This is a genomic window from Alistipes sp. ZOR0009, assembly GCF_000798815.1.
In the GTDB taxonomy this organism is placed as follows: Bacteria; Bacteroidota; Bacteroidia; order Bacteroidales; family ZOR0009; genus Acetobacteroides.
Map to the genome: position 1 here is coordinate 33815 of NZ_JTLD01000033.1, position 18108 is coordinate 51922.

An 18108-nucleotide genomic window follows, 5' to 3' on the forward strand; every position below is an offset into this window, starting at 1 on the left:
AAATTTGATCAAGATGAAAAAAAATTCAATCTTCATAATTCTTATATCCGCTTTTTTTATGCTCACCGCATGTGAAAGTTTTCTGGATATAAATAAAGATCCTAATTATCCTGAGAAAGCGTCACCAAAGTTGTTGCTACCTTCAAGCATTGCTTGGACTGCATCTAGAGTCGGTTCTGATCTACAGATGATAGGTAGTTTTTGGTGTCAGCATTACACTCAGAACAATACGGCTAACCAGTACAACACAACAGTAACGTATGCTCTAACTTATTCTAGTTACAATGGTGTTTGGTCTGCTGCATATGCTGGTGCATTGAAAGATCTAAAGTCTATAGTAGAGACCTCGGAAGCAGAAAAGCAGTGGAACTACTATGTGCCCGCAAAAATACTTATGGCGTTCAATTTTCATGTTTTAGCAGATTTTTACGAAACAGTTCCTTTTAACGAGATTTTACAGGGGGAGGCTAACATGAAACCTAAGTATGATGACGGGAAGACTGTTTATGCAGGAATTATTAAGTTACTTGACGAGGCTATTGAAAAGAAGGATTTGGCAATAGCCGCAAATGACGAAAATCCCATTAAGGCAGAGGATTTTGTTTATAATGGCGACATGAAAAAATGGATTCAGTTTGCAAAATCACTAAAATTTAAGGTTTTAATGCGTGATTATGAGGCAAATAAAGATGCTCTTGCCAAACTTATTGCCGACAACGATTTTGTAACTGTTGATGCTAGAATGAATGGATTTGTTGATCAAGAAAATAAGTCCAATCCTTTTTATGAAAATGACAGAAGAAAATTGAACACAACTAATAATATAAAAGCTTCAAATACACTATTAGCATTTTTATCCGTTAAGAATGACCCTAGGATTGCCAACTTTTTTGAAAAGGCCAAAGGTATTTATAAGGGTATACCATATGGTAATACATCGATTTCTTCTTCCGCTTTACCAAGTAATACAACTTCACGCGCCATGCTAGCGGCAACAGATCCTGTATACTTTTTGTCGGTTGCAGAATCGTACTTTACACTAGCAGAGTATTATGCCAGAATACCTAATGCGGCTAAAGCAAAAGAGTTTTACGATAAAGCAGTAAATGAGGCATTTCTTCGCTGGGGTTATACTAATGCTGCTGACTTTACTAAAGTTGGAGGTGCTTATGAATTTCCTAGTGATGATACTAAAATGATTGAAGCAATAATTACACAAAAGTGGATAGCTTCTACAAGATGCCAAGCATGGGACTCCTTCTTCGATATTAATAGAACGGGATATCCAAAGTTAGGTACTAAGCAAACTACAGAAGGTGGTTATGTTGTTGGTCAGCTTGTTCCTGCAGCCAACAGCGTTCTTAATGCAGGAGAACTTCCTCGAAGACTAATTATTCCTAAGAGTTCTTCAGACTATAATCCCAATGCCCCCAAGATTATCCCGATTGCACAAAAGATGTGGTGGCATAAGCAATAAAAAAGAGAGGTAAGAATCTTTCGATTCTTATGTTATTAACATTAAAAAGTTTCATTAATGAAGATATTAAAGTTATTTACATTAATAAGTCTCTTCTCTTTAGCTTTTGCAAGCTGTGAGACTTATGAGGATCAAAAAGTAGAATATTCTCCTTTGTTTCCTCTTTGCGGACAATGGGTAGTAAGCATACACGATGCTGCTACAGGATCCCTAATTCCTAATGGTGATGGTTATACGCTTTATACCTATAATACCTCATCGAATGTCGATAACATTATGTGGGTTAGATTGTCTAATAGTGCGAACCCTTTTGGTGTTTTGGGTAAAGTGAATTGTTCTGTAGCAGAGAAGTCATTTAGCATTGTAAAAGGAGTTAACACTTTTTTTACGACTGACAATGAACTGACAATTACTGAAGGTAAGGTCGTTTTAAATGGATTTGATACTCCATCGGGCGGTAAAAGCGATTTTATTTCGTTTAAGATGAAACCAACAACGAATAGTACTGTAACCTATTTGATAAAGGGTTTCAGAAGAACTGCTTGGCCTGAAGATATGCCTTAAAATTTACTTGGTAAATAATTTCAAGAGGCTGTTTAATGAGAATTAAACAGCCTCTTTTGATAAAATTTTAAATAATTACATCGTAATTATTCTATTTCGAAGACAAAAGAATATGAATGACTAAGCGGATTGGCTTATATATGTGAGATTTTTATAAAAATTTTCCTCTTAGAGCACTCTCAGGGGCAGGATAATTCTATTTTGTAGATAATTGGTGTTAATTATTTATTTTATAAAGCCTTAAATCTTGGTAAAGATTAATCTTGCGTATGAGTTGCTTTACGATGGAGATTATATATGGAGTCGAACCGCTTGAAAACGGTAAAAAGAGGAGGTTTTGGAGGAGATATCTGTCCGAATTCATCTCATGAAGTTATTGTTTTCATTCTTTGAGGAAAGACATCATTCTTGTTGATGTTTTCAGATACTGAAGAAATAAAGGGTTTTTAGTTTGTGTGTTTAGTTTTATGTGTTGATTATCATGTAATTAAACAGATTTGACAGTTGTCCATTCGTTTTTTATTTATAAGAACTAATAGTTTTGGATTGAAGAATAAGTTAGCCTTATTGGCATTGTTTGTTTATAATTATGATTTTTAAAAGAAACTCATGTTGAATGCCTGGTTTTTTTGTGATTATATGGATTGAAATCAAATATATAATAGGAACTAACGGTTAAAGATCTGCTATTGTTAAAGTCGTCAAAGGTAAGTTTGGTTTTTATAAAAAACGAACTTAATATTTTTGTATTAAGGTGAATAAATTTAATTTACAGGGCGGGTTTGTTGGAAAATAGCAGAATGAGATTATGAGATAGAAGATCAGCAAGGTATTTAAGTACGAGTTAAGTTTGTTTCGATGAATTATTATTTTCTCTTCATAAGAAAAACTAAATCCCTTTCACTATTTTTGAATTTCAAATCAAACCAGATATAACCTTGGCTGAAGAAAAGAAATATGTAGAAACTCCGCTGATGAAGCAGTACTATAGCGTTAAGTCGAAGCATCCTGACGCTATTTTGCTTTTTAGGGTGGGGGATTTCTACGAGACATTTGGCGAAGATGCCATCAGAGCGAGTGAGATATTGGGGATAACGCTTACACGTCGTGCCAATGGTTCAGCCTCATTTGTGGAGCTAGCAGGATTTCCTCATCATGCTCTTGATAACTATCTTCCTCGTTTAGTTCGTGCAGGTCAGCGTGTTGCCATATGTGAGCAGCTCGAAGATCCTAAGCTGACAAAAAAAATTGTTAAACGAGGTATAACAGAGTTGGTTACTCCTGGTGTAGCCTTTAATGATAATGTTCTGGAACACAAGGAAAATAACTTTCTTGCTTGTGTGTATGCAGATAAAAAATTAGCTGGAGTTTCTTTTCTTGACGTTTCAACTGGGGAGTTTTTTGCGGCTCAAGGGACCTTTGAGTACGTTGATAAGCTCTTAACCAATTTTTCTCCCAAAGAAGTTCTCTATCAGCGCGGTACTGACCATGAATTTGAGGCTCACTTTGGCTCTAAATTTTACACTTATAAGGTTGACGAATGGGTTTTTGGCAAAGAGATTGGCTATGAAAGGCTGCTGCGTCATTTTCAAACGGCCTCATTAAAGGGGTTTGGAGTAGAGGATATGCCTTATGCAATTTCTGCGGCAGGAGCAATTCTTTACTACTTAGATTTAACTCAGCACCATCAGGTGGGCCATATCCGTTCCATCTCTCGCTTGGAGGAAGATCGCTATGTATGGCTCGATAAGTTTACAATTCGCAACTTGGAGTTGTTCAATTCGGTAAACGAGAATGCTAAAACGCTTATTGATGTTATAGATCAAACTATTTCTCCAATGGGAGGTAGATTGATTAAGCGTTGGTTGGCATTGCCTTTAAAGGACATATCTGCTATAAATACCCGATTAAATGTTGTCGAATTTCTTATTGACAAGGAAGATGTTCGAGAAGGTTTGTCGCAGCATATCTATGAAATAGGTGATCTGGAGCGCATAATATCGAAAGTTGCCGTAGGTCGGGTAACACCTCGCGAAGTGGTTCATTTGCGTAATGCACTTTATGCAATAAAAGGCATAAAGGAGGAGTGTGCCTTGGCAGAAAACGGCTCTTTAAGAGATTTGGGCGAACAGTTAGCCTTATGCGAGAATATTAGGCAGCGAATAGAGCATGAAATTCGGCCAGAGGCTGGTAATATTTTAGGGAAAGGAAGCATTATTGCAGATGGTGTAAATGCGGAGCTTGATGAGATCCGCGCTATCATGAATCACGGGAAAGATTTTTTGCTGCAAATACAGCAGCGAGAAATTGAGAGAACCGGGATTACCTCTCTAAAAATTAGCTACAATAACGTTTTTGGATACTATATAGAGGTTCGGAATACACATAAAGATAAAGTTCCTTCTGATTGGATTCGGAAGCAGACTTTGGTAAGCGCTGAACGGTATATTACAGAAGAACTTAAGCATTACGAGGAGAAAATACTTGGAGCTGAAGAAAAGGTTCTTGCACTAGAGCAGCGGATTTTTAGTGAGGTGGTATCTGCATTGGTAGAATATATTGCACCTATACAGTTAAATGCGTCGTTAGTTGCTCGGCTAGACTGCCTAATTGGCTTTGCTAAGGTGGCGTTGATGAATGGCTACAGTCGTCCTTTGCTGGTGGATTCTGATGTTTTGGACATAAAAGATGGAAGACATCCCGTAATTGAAAAACAGCTGAATCATGATCAGCAGTATATTGCTAATGATGTTTATTTAGATTCGAAGAACCAGCAGGTAATCATGATAACTGGACCCAATATGGCCGGTAAAAGTGCTCTTCTGCGGCAAACGGCGCTCATTGTGCTGATGGCTCAGGTTGGCTGTTTTGTGCCTGCATCTGCTGCTAAAATAGGGATTGTTGATAAGATTTTTACAAGAGTTGGAGCTACCGATAATATATCGCAGGGCGAATCGACTTTTATGGTTGAAATGCATGAGGCTGCCAGTATTTTGAATAACCTCTCTCCTCGAAGTCTTGTTTTGTTGGATGAAATTGGGAGGGGAACAAGTACGTACGATGGAATCTCAATAGCTTGGTCAATGGTCGAATACATTCACGAGCATCCTACAGCACGTGCAAAAACGCTATTTGCAACCCACTATCATGAACTTAATGAAATGGAAAATTCTTTTGATCGAATTAAGAATTACAACGTTTCAGTAAAAGAGGTTGATGGTAAGGTGCTGTTCATGCGTAAGCTAGTTAAAGGAGGTACTGAGCATAGTTTTGGTATTCATGTTGCTCAAATGGCGGGAATGCCTCGTAGTGTGGTTGAACGGGCTGGAGATATATTGAAAGAACTGGAGAGTGCTCATAGAGGTAACGGACTCGATAAGCCTGTAGACCAGATTGCAGCACATAGAGAAGGGATGCAACTTAGCTTTTTTCAGTTAGATGATCCTGTTTTGAAAAAGATTCGAGACGAAATTAAGGGGATGGATATTAATAATTTAACACCTATAGAGGCGTTGAATAAGCTCAATGAAATAAAAAAAATTGCAGGATTGTAGTCGTTTTGGGCAATCTCCTTTTGGAGATTTGCCCAAAATGACTAAATTTGCATTCGCATTTGGGAAGGGAAACTTCCGGAATGAAGTTCTTAAAATTATGCGGAAATAGCTCAGTTGGTAGAGCACAACCTTGCCAAGGTTGGGGTCGCGAGTTCGAGTCTCGTTTTCCGCTCGAGTTGCCTGGATGGTGGAATAGGTAGACACGCAGGACTTAAAATCCTGTGGCCATTGCGGCCGTGCGGGTTCGATTCCCGCTCCAGGTACATTCTAAACCCTTTGTAGATTATGAATCTGCAAAGGGTTTTTTGTTATTGTCTAGATTGTCATTGCTTTTTATTCTTTACGTTTTGGGCGTTATCGGTTTATTTTTAAAATAAAACGGAAGAAGTTGTTTAATAAATCTCAAAAAAAATACTAAATTTAACACATGGGGCGTGTGATGATGGGTAGATGGAGATGAAGGCCTCTCTTTATTGACAATATCTAACGTTCTAAAATATGCCAAATCTTGTTGCTATACCTCTAAAAACAAATGTTTCTATTGTTGAGGTTTCTTCTTCTGGTTTAATCGAAATTTGTCAGATTGCCTTTAAGGGGCAGGCTAAAGTTGTTGTTTGTGATAATGAAAAAATTGTCTCATTGGTAAAGGCTGGGGCAGAAACATACATTTATGCTCACAAAATAGTTGATTGTGCTCCTTTATTAATTTGGGAGAAGTGTATTCATGATGTGTGCTATTCTCATATAGCTGTAAAGGGGAATGTTGTGTATTTAGGGGCATTCTACTTGCCCAATATTTCGCTCGACCCTTTGGTCTGTATAGATTTTGCTGGAAATGAAGTGAGAGTAAAATCGGAAGTTCAATACAAACGATATTCGGGGAAGAGTATTTTACATATGAACGTGTATGAAAATTCTCTTTATCTATTTGAAAATCATTATCCAATGGGTGTTGTTGAATATGATGTCTCAAATCCATTTGAACCAAGGTTTTTGAAAGTGCGCGAGCTAGAGGTCACGACAAAACTTCAGTTCATCAAAAGAATTGCGGTAGCTAATGGTAGAATGGCCGTTGTTTCTAACTACAACGACAATCTAAATTTAACCAACTATCTGCATGTATATGGTAAGACGGCTGTTACCTTGAGGTCGTATTTTGATAATATCTACCAGAATGATCCGAAGTATATAGAACTCCGAAAAGAAATGGGGGTGTTGCCCGAAAATGTTGAGTTGAAGGGGGCTTATAGTAGCCTGTATTATCTGAGGAAAGTAGTATCAGCTCCTTTTGCATCTTTACTGTCTTCTGTAATTCGCAAGCGGCATGTTTCTAAATTCAACATTAAGCAATTGAGTTATGCTACAGATCAGACTATCGATGTTGAGCATCCTATCCGAATTGTTGACGTTCTTTTTAGTCTGAATGACATGCTTTTTATGATCGCAAACGGGCAGGTTTGCTTTTTAGACGTAAGGTCAATGGAGACTCCGTTTGTCTACTTTGTCGATGGAGCAGTTGCCAATCCGATAAGGCTCATTGATGCAGGAATTCCTGATGCTGTGATTGTAAGTAGTGATACGGAATATGCTCTTGTATTTGTTGTAAAAGGAGAGAAAGGGCAGGAGAGGGCTGAATTTAGGAGTGAGGTTAAGTATAAAAAGGAATTTTTGATGCTGAAAAACAGATAACGATCTTTTGATGCACATTTTTTTTTACATACATTGCCTCGGTGCATGATGGTTAAAATTGTGCTGTTGACGTAGTTCAAAAAGGTTTTGTTATGGCTAGTTTTTCTGTAATTATATCCAAGGTGAAGGAGAGCGTTGGTGATTTATCCAATCTAAATCGTCAATTTGATAACTTTAGGGATGCCTTTAGTTATTTTGGAGATGTTTGCGATATGAAGAATATTGATTATGAATTTAAGGGGGAGACTACAACTAATGCAGGAGGCCCTGGATATCCGTATACCGTTAGCTTGGTAGTGGAAGGAGTAGAAGAGCACCTTGATGAGCAAATATTTTTGTGTGGGTGTTAAACAAGAAGGAAGCGGAAATAAAATCTCCGCTTCCTTCTTTGTTTTAATATTTGTGCTCAAAATCTTTTAGCGAATTCATCAATTTCTGGCGGGAGAAAAAGATCCGACTTTTTACAGTGCCAATTTTTAGGTTTAGCATTTCTGCTATCTCCTTGTATTGGAATCCAGAATTATGCATTTGGAAAGGAATACGGAATTCATCCTCTAGCAAATCAACTTTTTTGCTGATTTCGCTGTGCGAAAATTCAACTTCAGGATTGATTTGATCGGGCTTGCTGTTCATCAAATACTGATTATCGCTTGTGTCAAATGTCGTATTTTGCTTTATGCTTTTTCTATAGTTGTTGATGAACGTATTTTTCATGATGGTAAAAGTCCAAGCTTTAAGATTGGTGTTATCTTCAAACTTTTCCTTGTAGGTTAACGCCTTAAGAAAGGTTTCTTGCAATAAGTCCTTGGCATCCTCTCTGTTTGCAGTGAGGCTATACGCGAAGCGTTCCAAGCTTTGCTCTAGGTTGAGCAATTGGTTACTAAATTCAGCTGCAGTCATAGACGTTGGTTTTATGTTTATTTAAACTTAGTCAAAATAAATGTCTAACAAATATACGCTATCGGTTAAACATATCAATACCCTCAAATGGCAACTACCCAGTTTTTGATAATTAGTCTAAATAATAACAATGATCAGCTGTATTAAATCAGCGACTTACCTGTGTCGTATAAATTATTTCTAAATAAAATTGGTTTGGCTGACTATCAACTACAATTTACGATGCGCTAGAATCCGAATACTATTTTTTTAAGCTAATAAATATTAAAGAAAAATATTATCAATTTAATATGCTGGAATTTTTTTTCGCATAGGTAATGATAGATGATTGGAAATCGGTTGTTTATGGTATTGCTAATAGCGAATATTTTGATGTCTTGCCGCAGTAGATTCGGGCATTAGTGGTGATATTTAATGTATTTATTATGTTGGATTGCTATAAAGACGTCATCAAGATTTAGCATGACGTCTTTATAGTTCGTCTTAATTTGTTATGGTATTATTTTTTTCTTTTCATTTTTATAAATGTCATTCCATCTCTAAATGGGACAATGACGTTTTCAACATCTGGATCGTCTTGTACCATCTGGTTGAACTTTAATATTTGTTGTGTGTAGAGGTCTGTTGGTGTGGGCGTTTCTATAACTTTGCCATCCCATAGGACATTGTCGGCAAGAATAAAGCCTTCGTCGGTAATAAGCTCTTTTGCCATTTTGTAATATTCTGGATATTCACGCTTGTCTCCGTCTATAAAGATAAGGTCAAACTTTAAATTTAGGTTTGGAGCGAGCTTTAGGGCTGACCCAACGTGCTGTACTATTTTATTGGTGTATCCACTGCGTTCAATGAAATCACTAGCAAGCTCTTCTAGCTCGTCATTTATTTCAAAAGTGTGTAGGCATCCGTCATCCGTTAATCCTTTGGCCAAACAAATTGCCGAATAGCCTGTGAATGTGCCTATTTCAAGTATAAACTTAGGTTTGATCATGTAGCTGATCATTTCCAGTATTTTTCCCTGTATATGGCCAGATACCATTCTAGGCTGGAGCACATGAAGATGGGTTTGGCGATTGAGTTCTGCAAGCAAGTGATCTTCTTGGGTTGTGTGCTGTTCGATGTAACGTTCTATAGCCGTGTTCTTTTGAAGCATTTTAAGTGTATAGTAGAGTTGATAACGCGTTTTCTTCAAATATCTCGTTAGCAATTTCCATTAGCTTATCTCCTGATATGGAACTGATTCTTTCTGTTATTAAATCCATTTTGTCAACAGAGTTGTAGACTAATAAGCTTTTGGCGTTTGTGAGCATTAGCTGCTCGTTGCTTTCTGCAGATATGGCAAGTTGACCTAAAACTTGCTTTTTTGCTCGGTGCAGCTGCATGATCCCGAGTCTTTGGGATTGCAGCTTCTTCATTTCTCCAATAACCAGCTCTCGACTTCTCTCAAAATTGGACTTGTCCGTTCCTAAGTAGATGGAGAAAACTCCTGTGTCCGTGTATGGGGTGTAGTTTGCTTCAACATTGTATGTAAGTCCGTATTTTTCTCGCAGCGTATAGTTGAGTCGGGAATTTGGTGCTGGACCTCCAAGTATATTGGTTAGTAGGAGTAGTGGTATTCTTTTATCGTCAGAAAAGGCATAACCTCTGTTTCCTAGTATAAAATGTGTTTGGTAAGTGTTTTTACTTACTTGTTTTTTAAAAGGAGTATATGGAAGCAGTAAGTCTCTGCTATATGATCTGAAGTTGGCTGGTAATGATCCGAAATATTTATGAACGATTGCAAGTGCTTTATCGGGTTTTATTTTACCTACGCTGCTAAATACCATTTGATCGGTATTGTACGTTCTTTCGATAAATTTCAATACGGCGTCTCTATTGAAGGATTTTAGATGCTTTTTTGTTCCAAGGATATTGCGGCCTAACGATGTTTCGTTGAAGAGAAGGTCTTCGAAGTCATCAAAAATGAGATCGGCAGGGCTGTCTTTATACGAGTTTATTTCGTCTAGAATAACTTCCTTTTCCTTGATCAGCTCTTTTTCGGGGAAAATGGAGTTAAACGCAATGTCAGCAATTAGCTCTACGGCTTTTTCAAAGTCTGTTTTTAGAACAGTTGCATGGATTGCTGTTTCCTCTTTCGATGTATAAGCATTAATTTCACCACCGACATCTTCTAGTCTGGAATTGATGTGGTATGTTTTTCTTTTTGAGGTGCCTTTAAATAGGACGTGCTCTATGAAATGCGCGAGCCCATGTTCGTGAGGAAATTCATCGCGGGTGCCTGAGTTGATTAGAAGCCCGCAATGCGCTACCGCCGATTTGTTGTATTGATGAATGAAGCGAATTCCGTTAGGAAGCTGGAAAATCTGAAAATCCATACAAATAATTTGCACAAAGGTAGTAATCTTACGCTAATAGTAAGGCTTGCTAGTGAGTTGTCGCTTCTTTAACTTATTTTTTTGATAGGAGATGCTTTTGAACTTTAGGTAGTTCGTTATTTTAGCACGGATAAATCTTAAAAATAGGCTGTGGGATGTTGCAGGTTTGGAAAATTGAAGTACCTTTGCATCGTCTTTGAAAAACGGCTTAGCGGCTAAAAGGTGCCATAGCTCAGTTGGTAGAGCAAAGGACTGAAAATCCTTGTGTCCCCGGTTCGATTCCTGGTGGCACCACCAAACGAAAGTTTAACGCAGGCTAATCATTGACAAGGTGCCATAGCTCAGTTGGTAGAGCAAAGGACTGAAAATCCTTGTGTCCCCGGTTCGATTCCTGGTGGCACCACAAGCCCAAGTTTTACTTGGGCTTTTTTATTTTCTCCATTTTTCGTCCGTAACATTTCTCCTATATTTGTGTTTTAAATCGAGGTTGAAGAATATTACACACACTCAAACCATTTAGTTATGAGAAAATTTTTGATGTTTGCGTTGGGCGCAGGTATTTTTATTTCCGCTTGTACTACCGTTCCTGTAACAGGGCGTAAGCAGCTTTCGTTAGTGTCTTCTGGCGAAATGGTCGCTCTTGGCGAGCAGAATTACAAGGAGACTCTTGGGCAATCAAAATTGTCGACTAATAAAATTCAAACCGAACAAATTAAGCGAGTTGGCCTGAAAATTCAAAAGGCTGTAGAAAAATACATGGCTGATAATGGGCTTGCTTCTAGGCTTGAAGGTTTTAATTGGGAGTTTAATCTCATAAAGAATGATACTATCGTAAATGCCTGGTGTATGCCTGGAGGTAAGGTTGCCTTTTATACTGGGATTCTACCCATTTGTAAAGATGATAATGGAATAGCTGTAGTTATGGGGCACGAAATAGCCCATGCTATTGCTAACCATGGAGCTGAGAGAATGTCTCAGGCAATGGCTTTGGAAATGGGAGGAAAATTAGGGGCTGTACTATTGGGTGGGAAATCTCAGCAAACTCAGCAGGTATTCCAAACTCTATATCCAATAGGAGCGCAGGTTGGTGTAATTCTTCCTTATAGTAGAGATAACGAGTTAGAGGCTGATAAGATGGGGCTTATCTTTATGGCTATGGCAGGATATAATCCGGATACGGCAATCCCTTTTTGGCAACGTATGGCAGATATGAGTAAAGGAGGAAAAAATCCTCAGTTTCTTTCGACTCACCCTGCAGAAAATACCCGTATTGATAAGATTCGGGCATCATTGCCAGAAGTGATGAAGTACTATAAGAAATAAAAAAGGGCGGTTTTAAAACCGCCTTTTTTTATTTTGTCACTATTTGTTTTTTGGCATGTAGGTGCTTGAAATAACTTTAAACTCAGTCCTTCTATTTAGTTGGTGAGCAATATCTTTTTGTTCGTCGTTGGTGAGGCCGGATATTATTTGTTCGTTTAATGCTGTTCCTGCCTTTAAGAATGGGTATTGTTTCGCCATAGCTTCGTCAACAATTTTTGGCGTAGAGGAAGAGTAGCCTTTGGCCCTGAGCCTTTCTGTCGGAACACCTTTCTCGATAAGGTAGTCTACGACCGCTTGTGCTCTTTTTTGAGATAGGTTGTAGTTGTACTCTATAGTCCCTCTGCTGTCTGTATGGCTTCCAAGTTCAATTATAATGGAAGGATTGTCGTTCAGTGTTTCAATCAGCATATCAAGAGCTGCTGTAGATTTTGGGTTTAGCTCCCATTTGTTGAAATCGTAGAAAATATTGGGAACCTCTACAGGTCTTTCGTATGAGGTGAGCTCTATTTTTGCATTGTATTCTTTGCTTTGCTTTATTTCGAATGTATTTAACTTATACTTGCCATTCAGGTAGCCTTTCTTAGTCCCAATTACAATGTAGTCAGTATTTGGCTTCATCATAAATTTGAAAGTGCCATCAAGATTTGTTTGGCTGTTTAGCGTGGAGCCGTCATTTCCTAGCAACTTAACAATTGCATCCTGTAGTGGTTTCTGTGTTTTACTGTCAATGATTGTTCCCGAGATATTGATTGAAATGGGGGGGAGGTTGAACATGTAGATGTCGTCGCCACCTTTTCCTCCAGGTCTTCTAGATGAAAGGTATCCAGCTTCTTTTCCTGGGAAAAAGACAATCCCAAAATCATCTGAAGATGTATTTATTGGATATCTCATATTTTCGACCACCCAGTCGTTCCCATTGGGTTTCGCCTTAAATATGTCTAATCCTCCCATTCCGGGTTTTCCATTAGATGAGAAATAGAGGGTACCATCAGTATGGATGTATGGGAAAACTTCGTCGTTTGGAGTGTTTATTGAAATGCCGAGATTTTCGGGCTTACTCCAGCTGCCTTTGTTTCCATCTCGCGTAATCTTCCAGAGGTCAAGGCCTCCTAATCCTCCACTCATATTTGAGGAAAAGTAAAGCGTGTTCCCATCAGCAGAAAGAGAAGGGTGGGTAACGATGGTGCTGTCGTCTGCAATAGGAATAAGTGTAATGTCAACGTATCGCTCACCTTCCTTTTTACCCATGTATATTTCACAACCCATTTGTTTGCGCTTTGCAAGTCGTGCGCGGGAAAATATTATTGTGGAGCCATCTTCGTTAAAGGTGCATGTGGCTTCTTCTACCTCTGTAGATATTCCTAAAATTGGCTTGGGTGCTGTCCATTTTTCTCTTTTATCTATTTGAGAAATGAATATGTCAGAGAACTTCTCACCTGTAGTCTTGTGGGTGGTAAAGCCGGTTGCAACATCTCTTGATGAAGAAAATATAAGTGTGTTAGGCTCGTTGGGGATGATGCAAGGCGAAAAATCGTTGTAACGTGTATTGGCAAAAGGTAGTGGTTCGACAGAATAGTTGGTGGGGGTTTGCTTCCACTTTTGAGCAAACTCTACCGATTGAATTCCCATCTCAGCATCTCTAGAGTTTGGTTTTAGCTCTTTGTACTTTTTGAAGGAATTTAGCGCTTTTTCGTAGTTTTCGTTGATTAACAAAACTTTGGCATAGTTGAGGTAGAAGTCCCCTTCTGAAAATCCTTTGTCGAGGGCTTTTTCGTAGAATATTTCTGCCTGGCGATTTTGTCCGATTCTTCGATACGATTCTCCTATTTTATAGAATACACCTCCGCGTTGAGCCTTATCAATCGCTTGAATAAAGTCTCCATTGCGATAGGTTGCAATCGCTTCGACATACGCTCCTGCGTTGAAAAGAGCGTCAGCTTTATCTAAAAGCTGCTGTTGGGCATTCGCGCTCATACTTAAGCCGATTAGCCCTAATATTCCAACAAGTATCCTTTTCATCTTATGTTGTTATGAACGCCTTACCTTAAAGGTCGAATGTTAATAATTAAAGGTTTCCTATTTCACTTTTTATTACTACGCTTTGCCGTTCTGGGAGTGTATCGTTGAAAGCTAATTTGAACAGCTGTAACGACAATCGTAATTAATATAGGTATAATTGCTGGGTGAAACTGCTGTGGGAAATGCCCCCAACTTGCTAATAGCATAATCGCGATTATACCTATAATTATAAAATAGTATCGCTGTATTTTATTGATGGTGGATTTTCCTGCTGCTCTAAAAAATATGATATTGAGAGGAAGAGCCCAAAGAATGTTTAGATTTTGTTGTACCGCCTTATGCTCAGTTACAAAGGTGATAGTAGTCAGAACTAGCCCAAGCACTCCGAGTACAAAGTAGAATATTGAGCAGTATATTCTCGAATAGTTGCTTGCCGAAAATCCAAGCAAGGAGAGCGTTAGCATTGCAAAGAAAATCGATGTAGGCGTTAGGAAGTTAACCGTTTGGTATGGTTCTTTTATCGATGCTAGCAGGGTTCTTGTTTCTTCAACAAGAGGTTCCCCGTTTAATTTCTTACTTCCAGCGGCAACTTGCCTCATGTATTCTGGCAAAAACATCTTTTCAGAATTATTGGTGATTTTATCTGCTGGTAGCCCAAGAGCTAAGTTGATGCCAAAGTCAACCCACGGATAACCCTTTAAAAAGGATCGTAACATTTGTCGGTATGTCATCGAGGGGTAGTTGGTTGATGCTCTATTGAATACGGACTGGTCGTTCAGCCCTTGTTCAATGATATCTCTGATGCGAGTAGCGCAGTTGTTGTCAAGGAAGGCATACCTGTAGTATCTGTTGGCAGGAAGGTAGTTCTCCTCTAAAAGCGATATGATTTTTTCTTTTTCTGCTTTCGAAAGGTTTAGAGTCTGTTCTAGCAGATCGCGTTCGTCCCAGAAATAGCTCTGGTAGAAGTCGTTGTAGTTGTTTGCTGCGAGCATGTAGTCTAAGTTTCCTTTGAGGAATTTAATCCCAAAATTTGGAGTATTAAAGTCGAAGACTCCATAGTTATAAACAACGTCAATGCCTTTTAGCGGAATTTGAATTCTTATGGCGCTGTGGCCAAATAGGGAGTACAATTCATTTCCAGGAGAGGCTGTTAATATGCTTATGGTTACATTTTTGTAGCTTTCTGATTTGCAGTAAAAACTTGATATCAAAATAGATACTAAAATCAAAACTCGTTTTATCATTGCATGCTAGGGTTATTCAAATTGCATTTAAATATAGCGAAAGAAATAAAACAACCTAAGAGATCATAAAAACAAAAAAGCGCCTGCTTCACGGCAGTCGCTTTCTTTTCGGTTAAGGTTTAGCTATAAGAAAGTTTGAGGTTTGAAAGGTTTGCTACCTAAACTTAAATATATATGACCAACAGCCAAATAACTTTCAATGATTATTTGATGACAAAGTTATAATTAAATTTAAATAATTAACTTTTTTTCGAAAAAAAATAGTGAAAAAGTTGTTTTTTTTTGAAATTAAATAAAATTTATTGTTAATCAGTGATTTGTATTTGCGCTATTTTGTTCTTGCAAATTGAAATATCTTGTTTTTTCTGTTCATGTAAAATTTTAGGGTAGTCCTATTGGAGGGAACTTAGTGAAAAAGGTTCAAAAAGGTTGGCTAATGATAATGTTGCTAGGTGGAGTTTTATTCTGAACGGTTGTTAGTTGTTTTTTGTGGGCTTTTGTTAGTTTGGGAACCATCGAGTTTGTCTTTAAGATGAGTTTTGTTTGATTATTTTTTGTTTGTATCTTTGTTTTTATTGGGGTGTCTTGTGTTTTTTTTGTGTTTTTTTTATGAAAAAGCGCACAAAAAACAGGGGTGTATTTGAAAAAGGTTGTATATTTGTCCGAGCATTAAAAAACAAACTATGGCAACTCTTCGATTTAAAGCACTAACAGATTTAGTAAACAAAAAGGCAGAACGGCTGTCTCCTTCTTGCGAGAATATTTCGAAGTATTATAGCGAAAATGTTTTCGATCGCGCAAAAATGCGTCAGTACTTATCCCCTGAAGCTTACGAAAGTGTGGTAAGTGCAATTGAGGAGGGGCGAAGAATCGATCGTAAGGTGGCGGATCAAATAGCCGCGGGCATGAAAGCTTGGGCCATGGATCGAGGTGCAACACACTACGCCCACTGGTTTCAACCATTAAATGACTCTACTGCCGAAAAGCATGATTCATTTTTTGAACCACTATGGAATGGTGGCTCTTTTGAGTCTTTTAAAGGTTCCATGTTGGTACAGCAGGAGCCCGATGCGTCAAGTTTTCCCAATGGCGGTTTGCGCAATACGTTTGAAGCAAGAGGTTATACCGCATGGGATCCTTCTTCTCCTGCCTTTGTTCTTGAAGGAACTCTTTGTATACCAACTATATTTGTGGCATATACGGGTGAGGCTCTTGATTTTAAAACGCCTCATATAAAATCGTTAAATGCGCTAGATAAAGCGGCTACCGATGTTTGCCAATATTTCGATAAGGATGTAAAAAAGGTAAGCGTAACCCTAGGGTGGGAGCAGGAATACTTTATAATTGATGAAGGATTGTTTCTTGCACGACCAGATCTGATGATCACCGGCCGAACGCTTATGGGAAATATTTCCGCAAAAGATCAGCAGCTAGAAGATCACTATTTTGGTTCGATTCCTGATCGGATTAAAATATTTATGGAAGATTTTGAAGTAGAATGCTATAAATTAGGTATTCCGTTAAAGACTCGTCATAATGAGGTTGCTCCCAACCAGTACGAATGTGCTCCGATGTTCGAGGAGGCTAATCTGGCGGTTGATCACAACCTGTTGTTGATGACGGTTATGCATCGTGTGGCTCGTAGACATAAGCTTAGAGTTCTTTTCCACGAAAAGCCTTTTAAAGGAATTAATGGCTCTGGAAAGCACGCCAATTGGTCTATGATGACTGATACGGGAACAAACCTGCTTTCTCCTGGGAAGACTCCTAAAACGAACATCCAATTCCTAACTTTCATGATTAACAGCATGAAAGCCGTAGATGAGCATGCCGCATTATTGCTTAGTAGCATAGCAAGTTTTTCTAACTCACATCGTTTAGGCGGTAATGAGGCTCCTCCTTCAATCATGTCGGTATTTTTGGGGACTACTCTTTCTAATATTTTAGATCAGATAGAGGAGCGAATTACAGATAAGAAGCTAACTCCTGACGAAAAAACAGAAATAAAGCTTGATATTGGGCGTATTCCAGATATCCTTCTAGATAATACTGATCGTAACCGCACCTCTCCATTTGCATTTACAGGTAATAGGTTTGAGTTTAGGGCCGTAGGTTCGTCTAGCAACACTGCTTCTCCTTTGATTATCCTTAATACAGCAATGGCTCAACAGCTGGTGAGGTTTAAGGCTGAAGTTGATAACCTGATTGAAGTAAAGGGAGTTAAAAAGGATGAGGCGATTCTACAGGTGCTTCGACAAATTATTGTAGAAACGAAAAAAATCCGCTTTGAAGGGAATGGTTATAGTAAGGAATGGGTGGAAGAGGCTGCTCGTCGTGGGTTGGCTAGTATTCCAGACCTACCTGCTGCTTTTAAGGAATTCCTTAACCCGAAGTCTGTTCGTTTATTTGAAGAGTTTGGGGTGCTCAACCTTTCGGAAATCCATGCGCGTATTGATATTCGTTTGGAAGCAATGGAGAAAAAGATTCAAATTGAATCGAGACTATTGGGCGATTTGGCTATCAACCACATTATTCCAACGGCTGTTAAATATCAGAATACCCTTATTGAAAACCTAAAAGGGCTTAAAGAGTTATACGGAGCGGGTGAGTTTGAAACATTTGCTGCACCTCAGGTTGATACGCTAAAAACAATTTCGCAGCATATTATTGAGATTCGCACAAAAGTTTTGGATATGATTGAAGAGCGAAAGGTTGCCAATAATATTGATGCGATTGAAGATAAGGCTGATGCCTACTACTTTAAGGTGTTGCCATATTTTGAAGAAATCCGCTACCACATTGATAAGCTAGAAGCGCTTATTGATGACGAGTTGTGGCCTCTCCCAAAGTATAGAGAACTGTTGCTATTGAACTAGCATTATAATATAACCCTAAAAAGGTCAGCTTTAGGTTTATAGTCCGTCCTCCCATAGGATGCCGAGAAGGTCTCCTATGGGATTTTTTCG

Annotated in this window: 12 protein-coding genes and 4 tRNA genes; 11 read left to right on the plus strand and 5 right to left on the minus strand. The window is 38.4% G+C overall.

Annotation, left to right across the window (positions count from 1 at the left end):
* Positions 1-13 precede the first annotated feature (13 nt).
* From L990_RS10095 to L990_RS10125, 7 genes are all read left to right on the plus strand, one after another.
* Complete coding sequence (locus L990_RS10095) at positions 14-1477, plus strand: SusD/RagB family nutrient-binding outer membrane lipoprotein (protein ID WP_047448446.1); 1464 nt, start codon at positions 14-16, stop codon at positions 1475-1477.
* A gap of 57 nt (positions 1478-1534) precedes the next feature.
* Positions 1535-2041, plus strand: a complete 507-nt coding sequence (locus tag L990_RS10100) for a lipid-binding protein (RefSeq protein WP_047448449.1) — start codon at positions 1535-1537, stop codon at positions 2039-2041.
* A 974-nt stretch (positions 2042-3015) separates the two neighbouring features.
* Positions 3016-5595 (plus strand): DNA mismatch repair protein MutS, encoded by a 2580-nt coding sequence (gene mutS / locus L990_RS10105; RefSeq protein WP_047448838.1) that lies wholly within the window; start codon positions 3016-3018, stop codon positions 5593-5595.
* A gap of 99 nt (positions 5596-5694) precedes the next feature.
* Positions 5695-5767, plus strand: a tRNA-Gly gene (locus L990_RS10110).
* Positions 5768-5773: 6 nt separating this feature from the next.
* Positions 5774-5858 (plus strand) — tRNA-Leu (locus L990_RS10115).
* 235 nt (positions 5859-6093) lie between these two features.
* Positions 6094-7284, plus strand: a complete 1191-nt coding sequence (locus L990_RS10120; protein WP_047448452.1) for a hypothetical protein — start codon at positions 6094-6096, stop codon at positions 7282-7284.
* A 92-nt stretch (positions 7285-7376) separates the two neighbouring features.
* Entirely contained in the window at positions 7377-7634 is a 258-nt protein-coding gene (locus L990_RS10125; RefSeq protein WP_047448455.1) for a hypothetical protein, read from the plus strand.
* A gap of 43 nt (positions 7635-7677) precedes the next feature.
* Here L990_RS10125 and L990_RS10130 read toward each other — a convergent pair whose 3' ends face one another.
* The 3 genes from L990_RS10130 to L990_RS10140 all read right to left on the minus strand — a co-directional run bounded on the left by L990_RS10130 (position 7678) and on the right by L990_RS10140 (position 10556).
* Positions 7678-8184, minus strand: a complete 507-nt coding sequence (locus L990_RS10130; RefSeq protein ID WP_047448458.1) for an RNA polymerase sigma factor — start codon at positions 8182-8184, stop codon at positions 7678-7680.
* Between the two features lie 499 nt (positions 8185-8683).
* Entirely contained in the window at positions 8684-9334 is a 651-nt protein-coding gene (locus L990_RS10135; RefSeq protein ID WP_047448461.1) for an O-methyltransferase, read from the minus strand.
* A 1-nt stretch (position 9335) separates the two neighbouring features.
* Positions 9336-10556, minus strand: coding sequence for a M16 family metallopeptidase (locus L990_RS10140; protein ID WP_047448464.1), 1221 nt, complete (start codon positions 10554-10556; stop codon positions 9336-9338).
* A 221-nt stretch (positions 10557-10777) separates the two neighbouring features.
* Between L990_RS10140 and L990_RS10150 the strand changes: the two genes are divergently transcribed.
* The 3 genes from L990_RS10150 to L990_RS10160 all read left to right on the plus strand — a co-directional run bounded on the left by L990_RS10150 (position 10778) and on the right by L990_RS10160 (position 11879).
* Positions 10778-10853: transfer RNA gene (locus L990_RS10150), tRNA-Phe, on the plus strand.
* A gap of 33 nt (positions 10854-10886) precedes the next feature.
* Positions 10887-10959 (plus strand) — tRNA-Phe (locus tag L990_RS10155).
* Between the two features lie 119 nt (positions 10960-11078).
* Entirely contained in the window at positions 11079-11879 is an 801-nt protein-coding gene (locus L990_RS10160) for a M48 family metallopeptidase (protein ID WP_047448469.1), read from the plus strand.
* A gap of 39 nt (positions 11880-11918) precedes the next feature.
* On the opposite strand, the gene L990_RS10165 is transcribed toward L990_RS10160, so the two are convergent.
* Both L990_RS10165 and L990_RS10170 read right to left on the minus strand, forming a co-directional pair.
* A complete protein-coding gene (locus L990_RS10165) occupies positions 11919-13898 on the minus strand; it encodes an OmpA family protein (RefSeq protein ID WP_052180900.1) in 1980 nt (659 codons plus the stop codon).
* 62 nt (positions 13899-13960) lie between these two features.
* Entirely contained in the window at positions 13961-15142 is a 1182-nt protein-coding gene (locus L990_RS10170; protein ID WP_047448472.1) for a DUF4105 domain-containing protein, read from the minus strand.
* Positions 15143-15825: 683 nt separating this feature from the next.
* On the opposite strand from L990_RS10170, the gene L990_RS10175 reads away from it, so the two are divergent.
* Positions 15826-18018, plus strand: a complete 2193-nt coding sequence (locus L990_RS10175; protein WP_047448475.1) for a glutamine synthetase III — start codon at positions 15826-15828, stop codon at positions 18016-18018.
* Positions 18019-18108 lie beyond the last annotated feature (90 nt).

Excerpts from the sequence above, each read along its gene's own strand:
- L990_RS10095 (WP_047448446.1), top strand. The coding sequence starts at position 14 with ATGAAAAAAAATTCAATCTTCATAATTCTTATATCCGCTTTTTTTATG.
- L990_RS10100 (WP_047448449.1), top strand. The coding sequence starts at position 1,535 with ATGAAGATATTAAAGTTATTTACATTAATAAGTCTCTTCTCTTTAGCT.
- mutS (WP_047448838.1), top strand. The coding sequence starts at position 3,016 with ATGAAGCAGTACTATAGCGTTAAGTCGAAGCATCCTGACGCTATTTTG.
- L990_RS10120 (WP_047448452.1), top strand. The coding sequence starts at position 6,094 with ATGCCAAATCTTGTTGCTATACCTCTAAAAACAAATGTTTCTATTGTT.
- L990_RS10125 (WP_047448455.1), top strand. The coding sequence starts at position 7,377 with ATGGCTAGTTTTTCTGTAATTATATCCAAGGTGAAGGAGAGCGTTGGT.
- L990_RS10130 (WP_047448458.1), bottom strand. The coding sequence starts at position 8,184 with ATGACTGCAGCTGAATTTAGTAACCAATTGCTCAACCTAGAGCAAAGC.
- L990_RS10135 (WP_047448461.1), bottom strand. The coding sequence starts at position 9,334 with ATGCTTCAAAAGAACACGGCTATAGAACGTTACATCGAACAGCACACA.
- L990_RS10140 (WP_047448464.1), bottom strand. The coding sequence starts at position 10,556 with ATGGATTTTCAGATTTTCCAGCTTCCTAACGGAATTCGCTTCATTCAT.
- L990_RS10160 (WP_047448469.1), top strand. The coding sequence starts at position 11,079 with ATGAGAAAATTTTTGATGTTTGCGTTGGGCGCAGGTATTTTTATTTCC.
- L990_RS10165 (WP_052180900.1), bottom strand. The coding sequence starts at position 13,898 with ATGAAAAGGATACTTGTTGGAATATTAGGGCTAATCGGCTTAAGTATG.
- L990_RS10170 (WP_047448472.1), bottom strand. The coding sequence starts at position 15,142 with ATGATAAAACGAGTTTTGATTTTAGTATCTATTTTGATATCAAGTTTT.
- L990_RS10175 (WP_047448475.1), top strand. The coding sequence starts at position 15,826 with ATGGCAACTCTTCGATTTAAAGCACTAACAGATTTAGTAAACAAAAAG.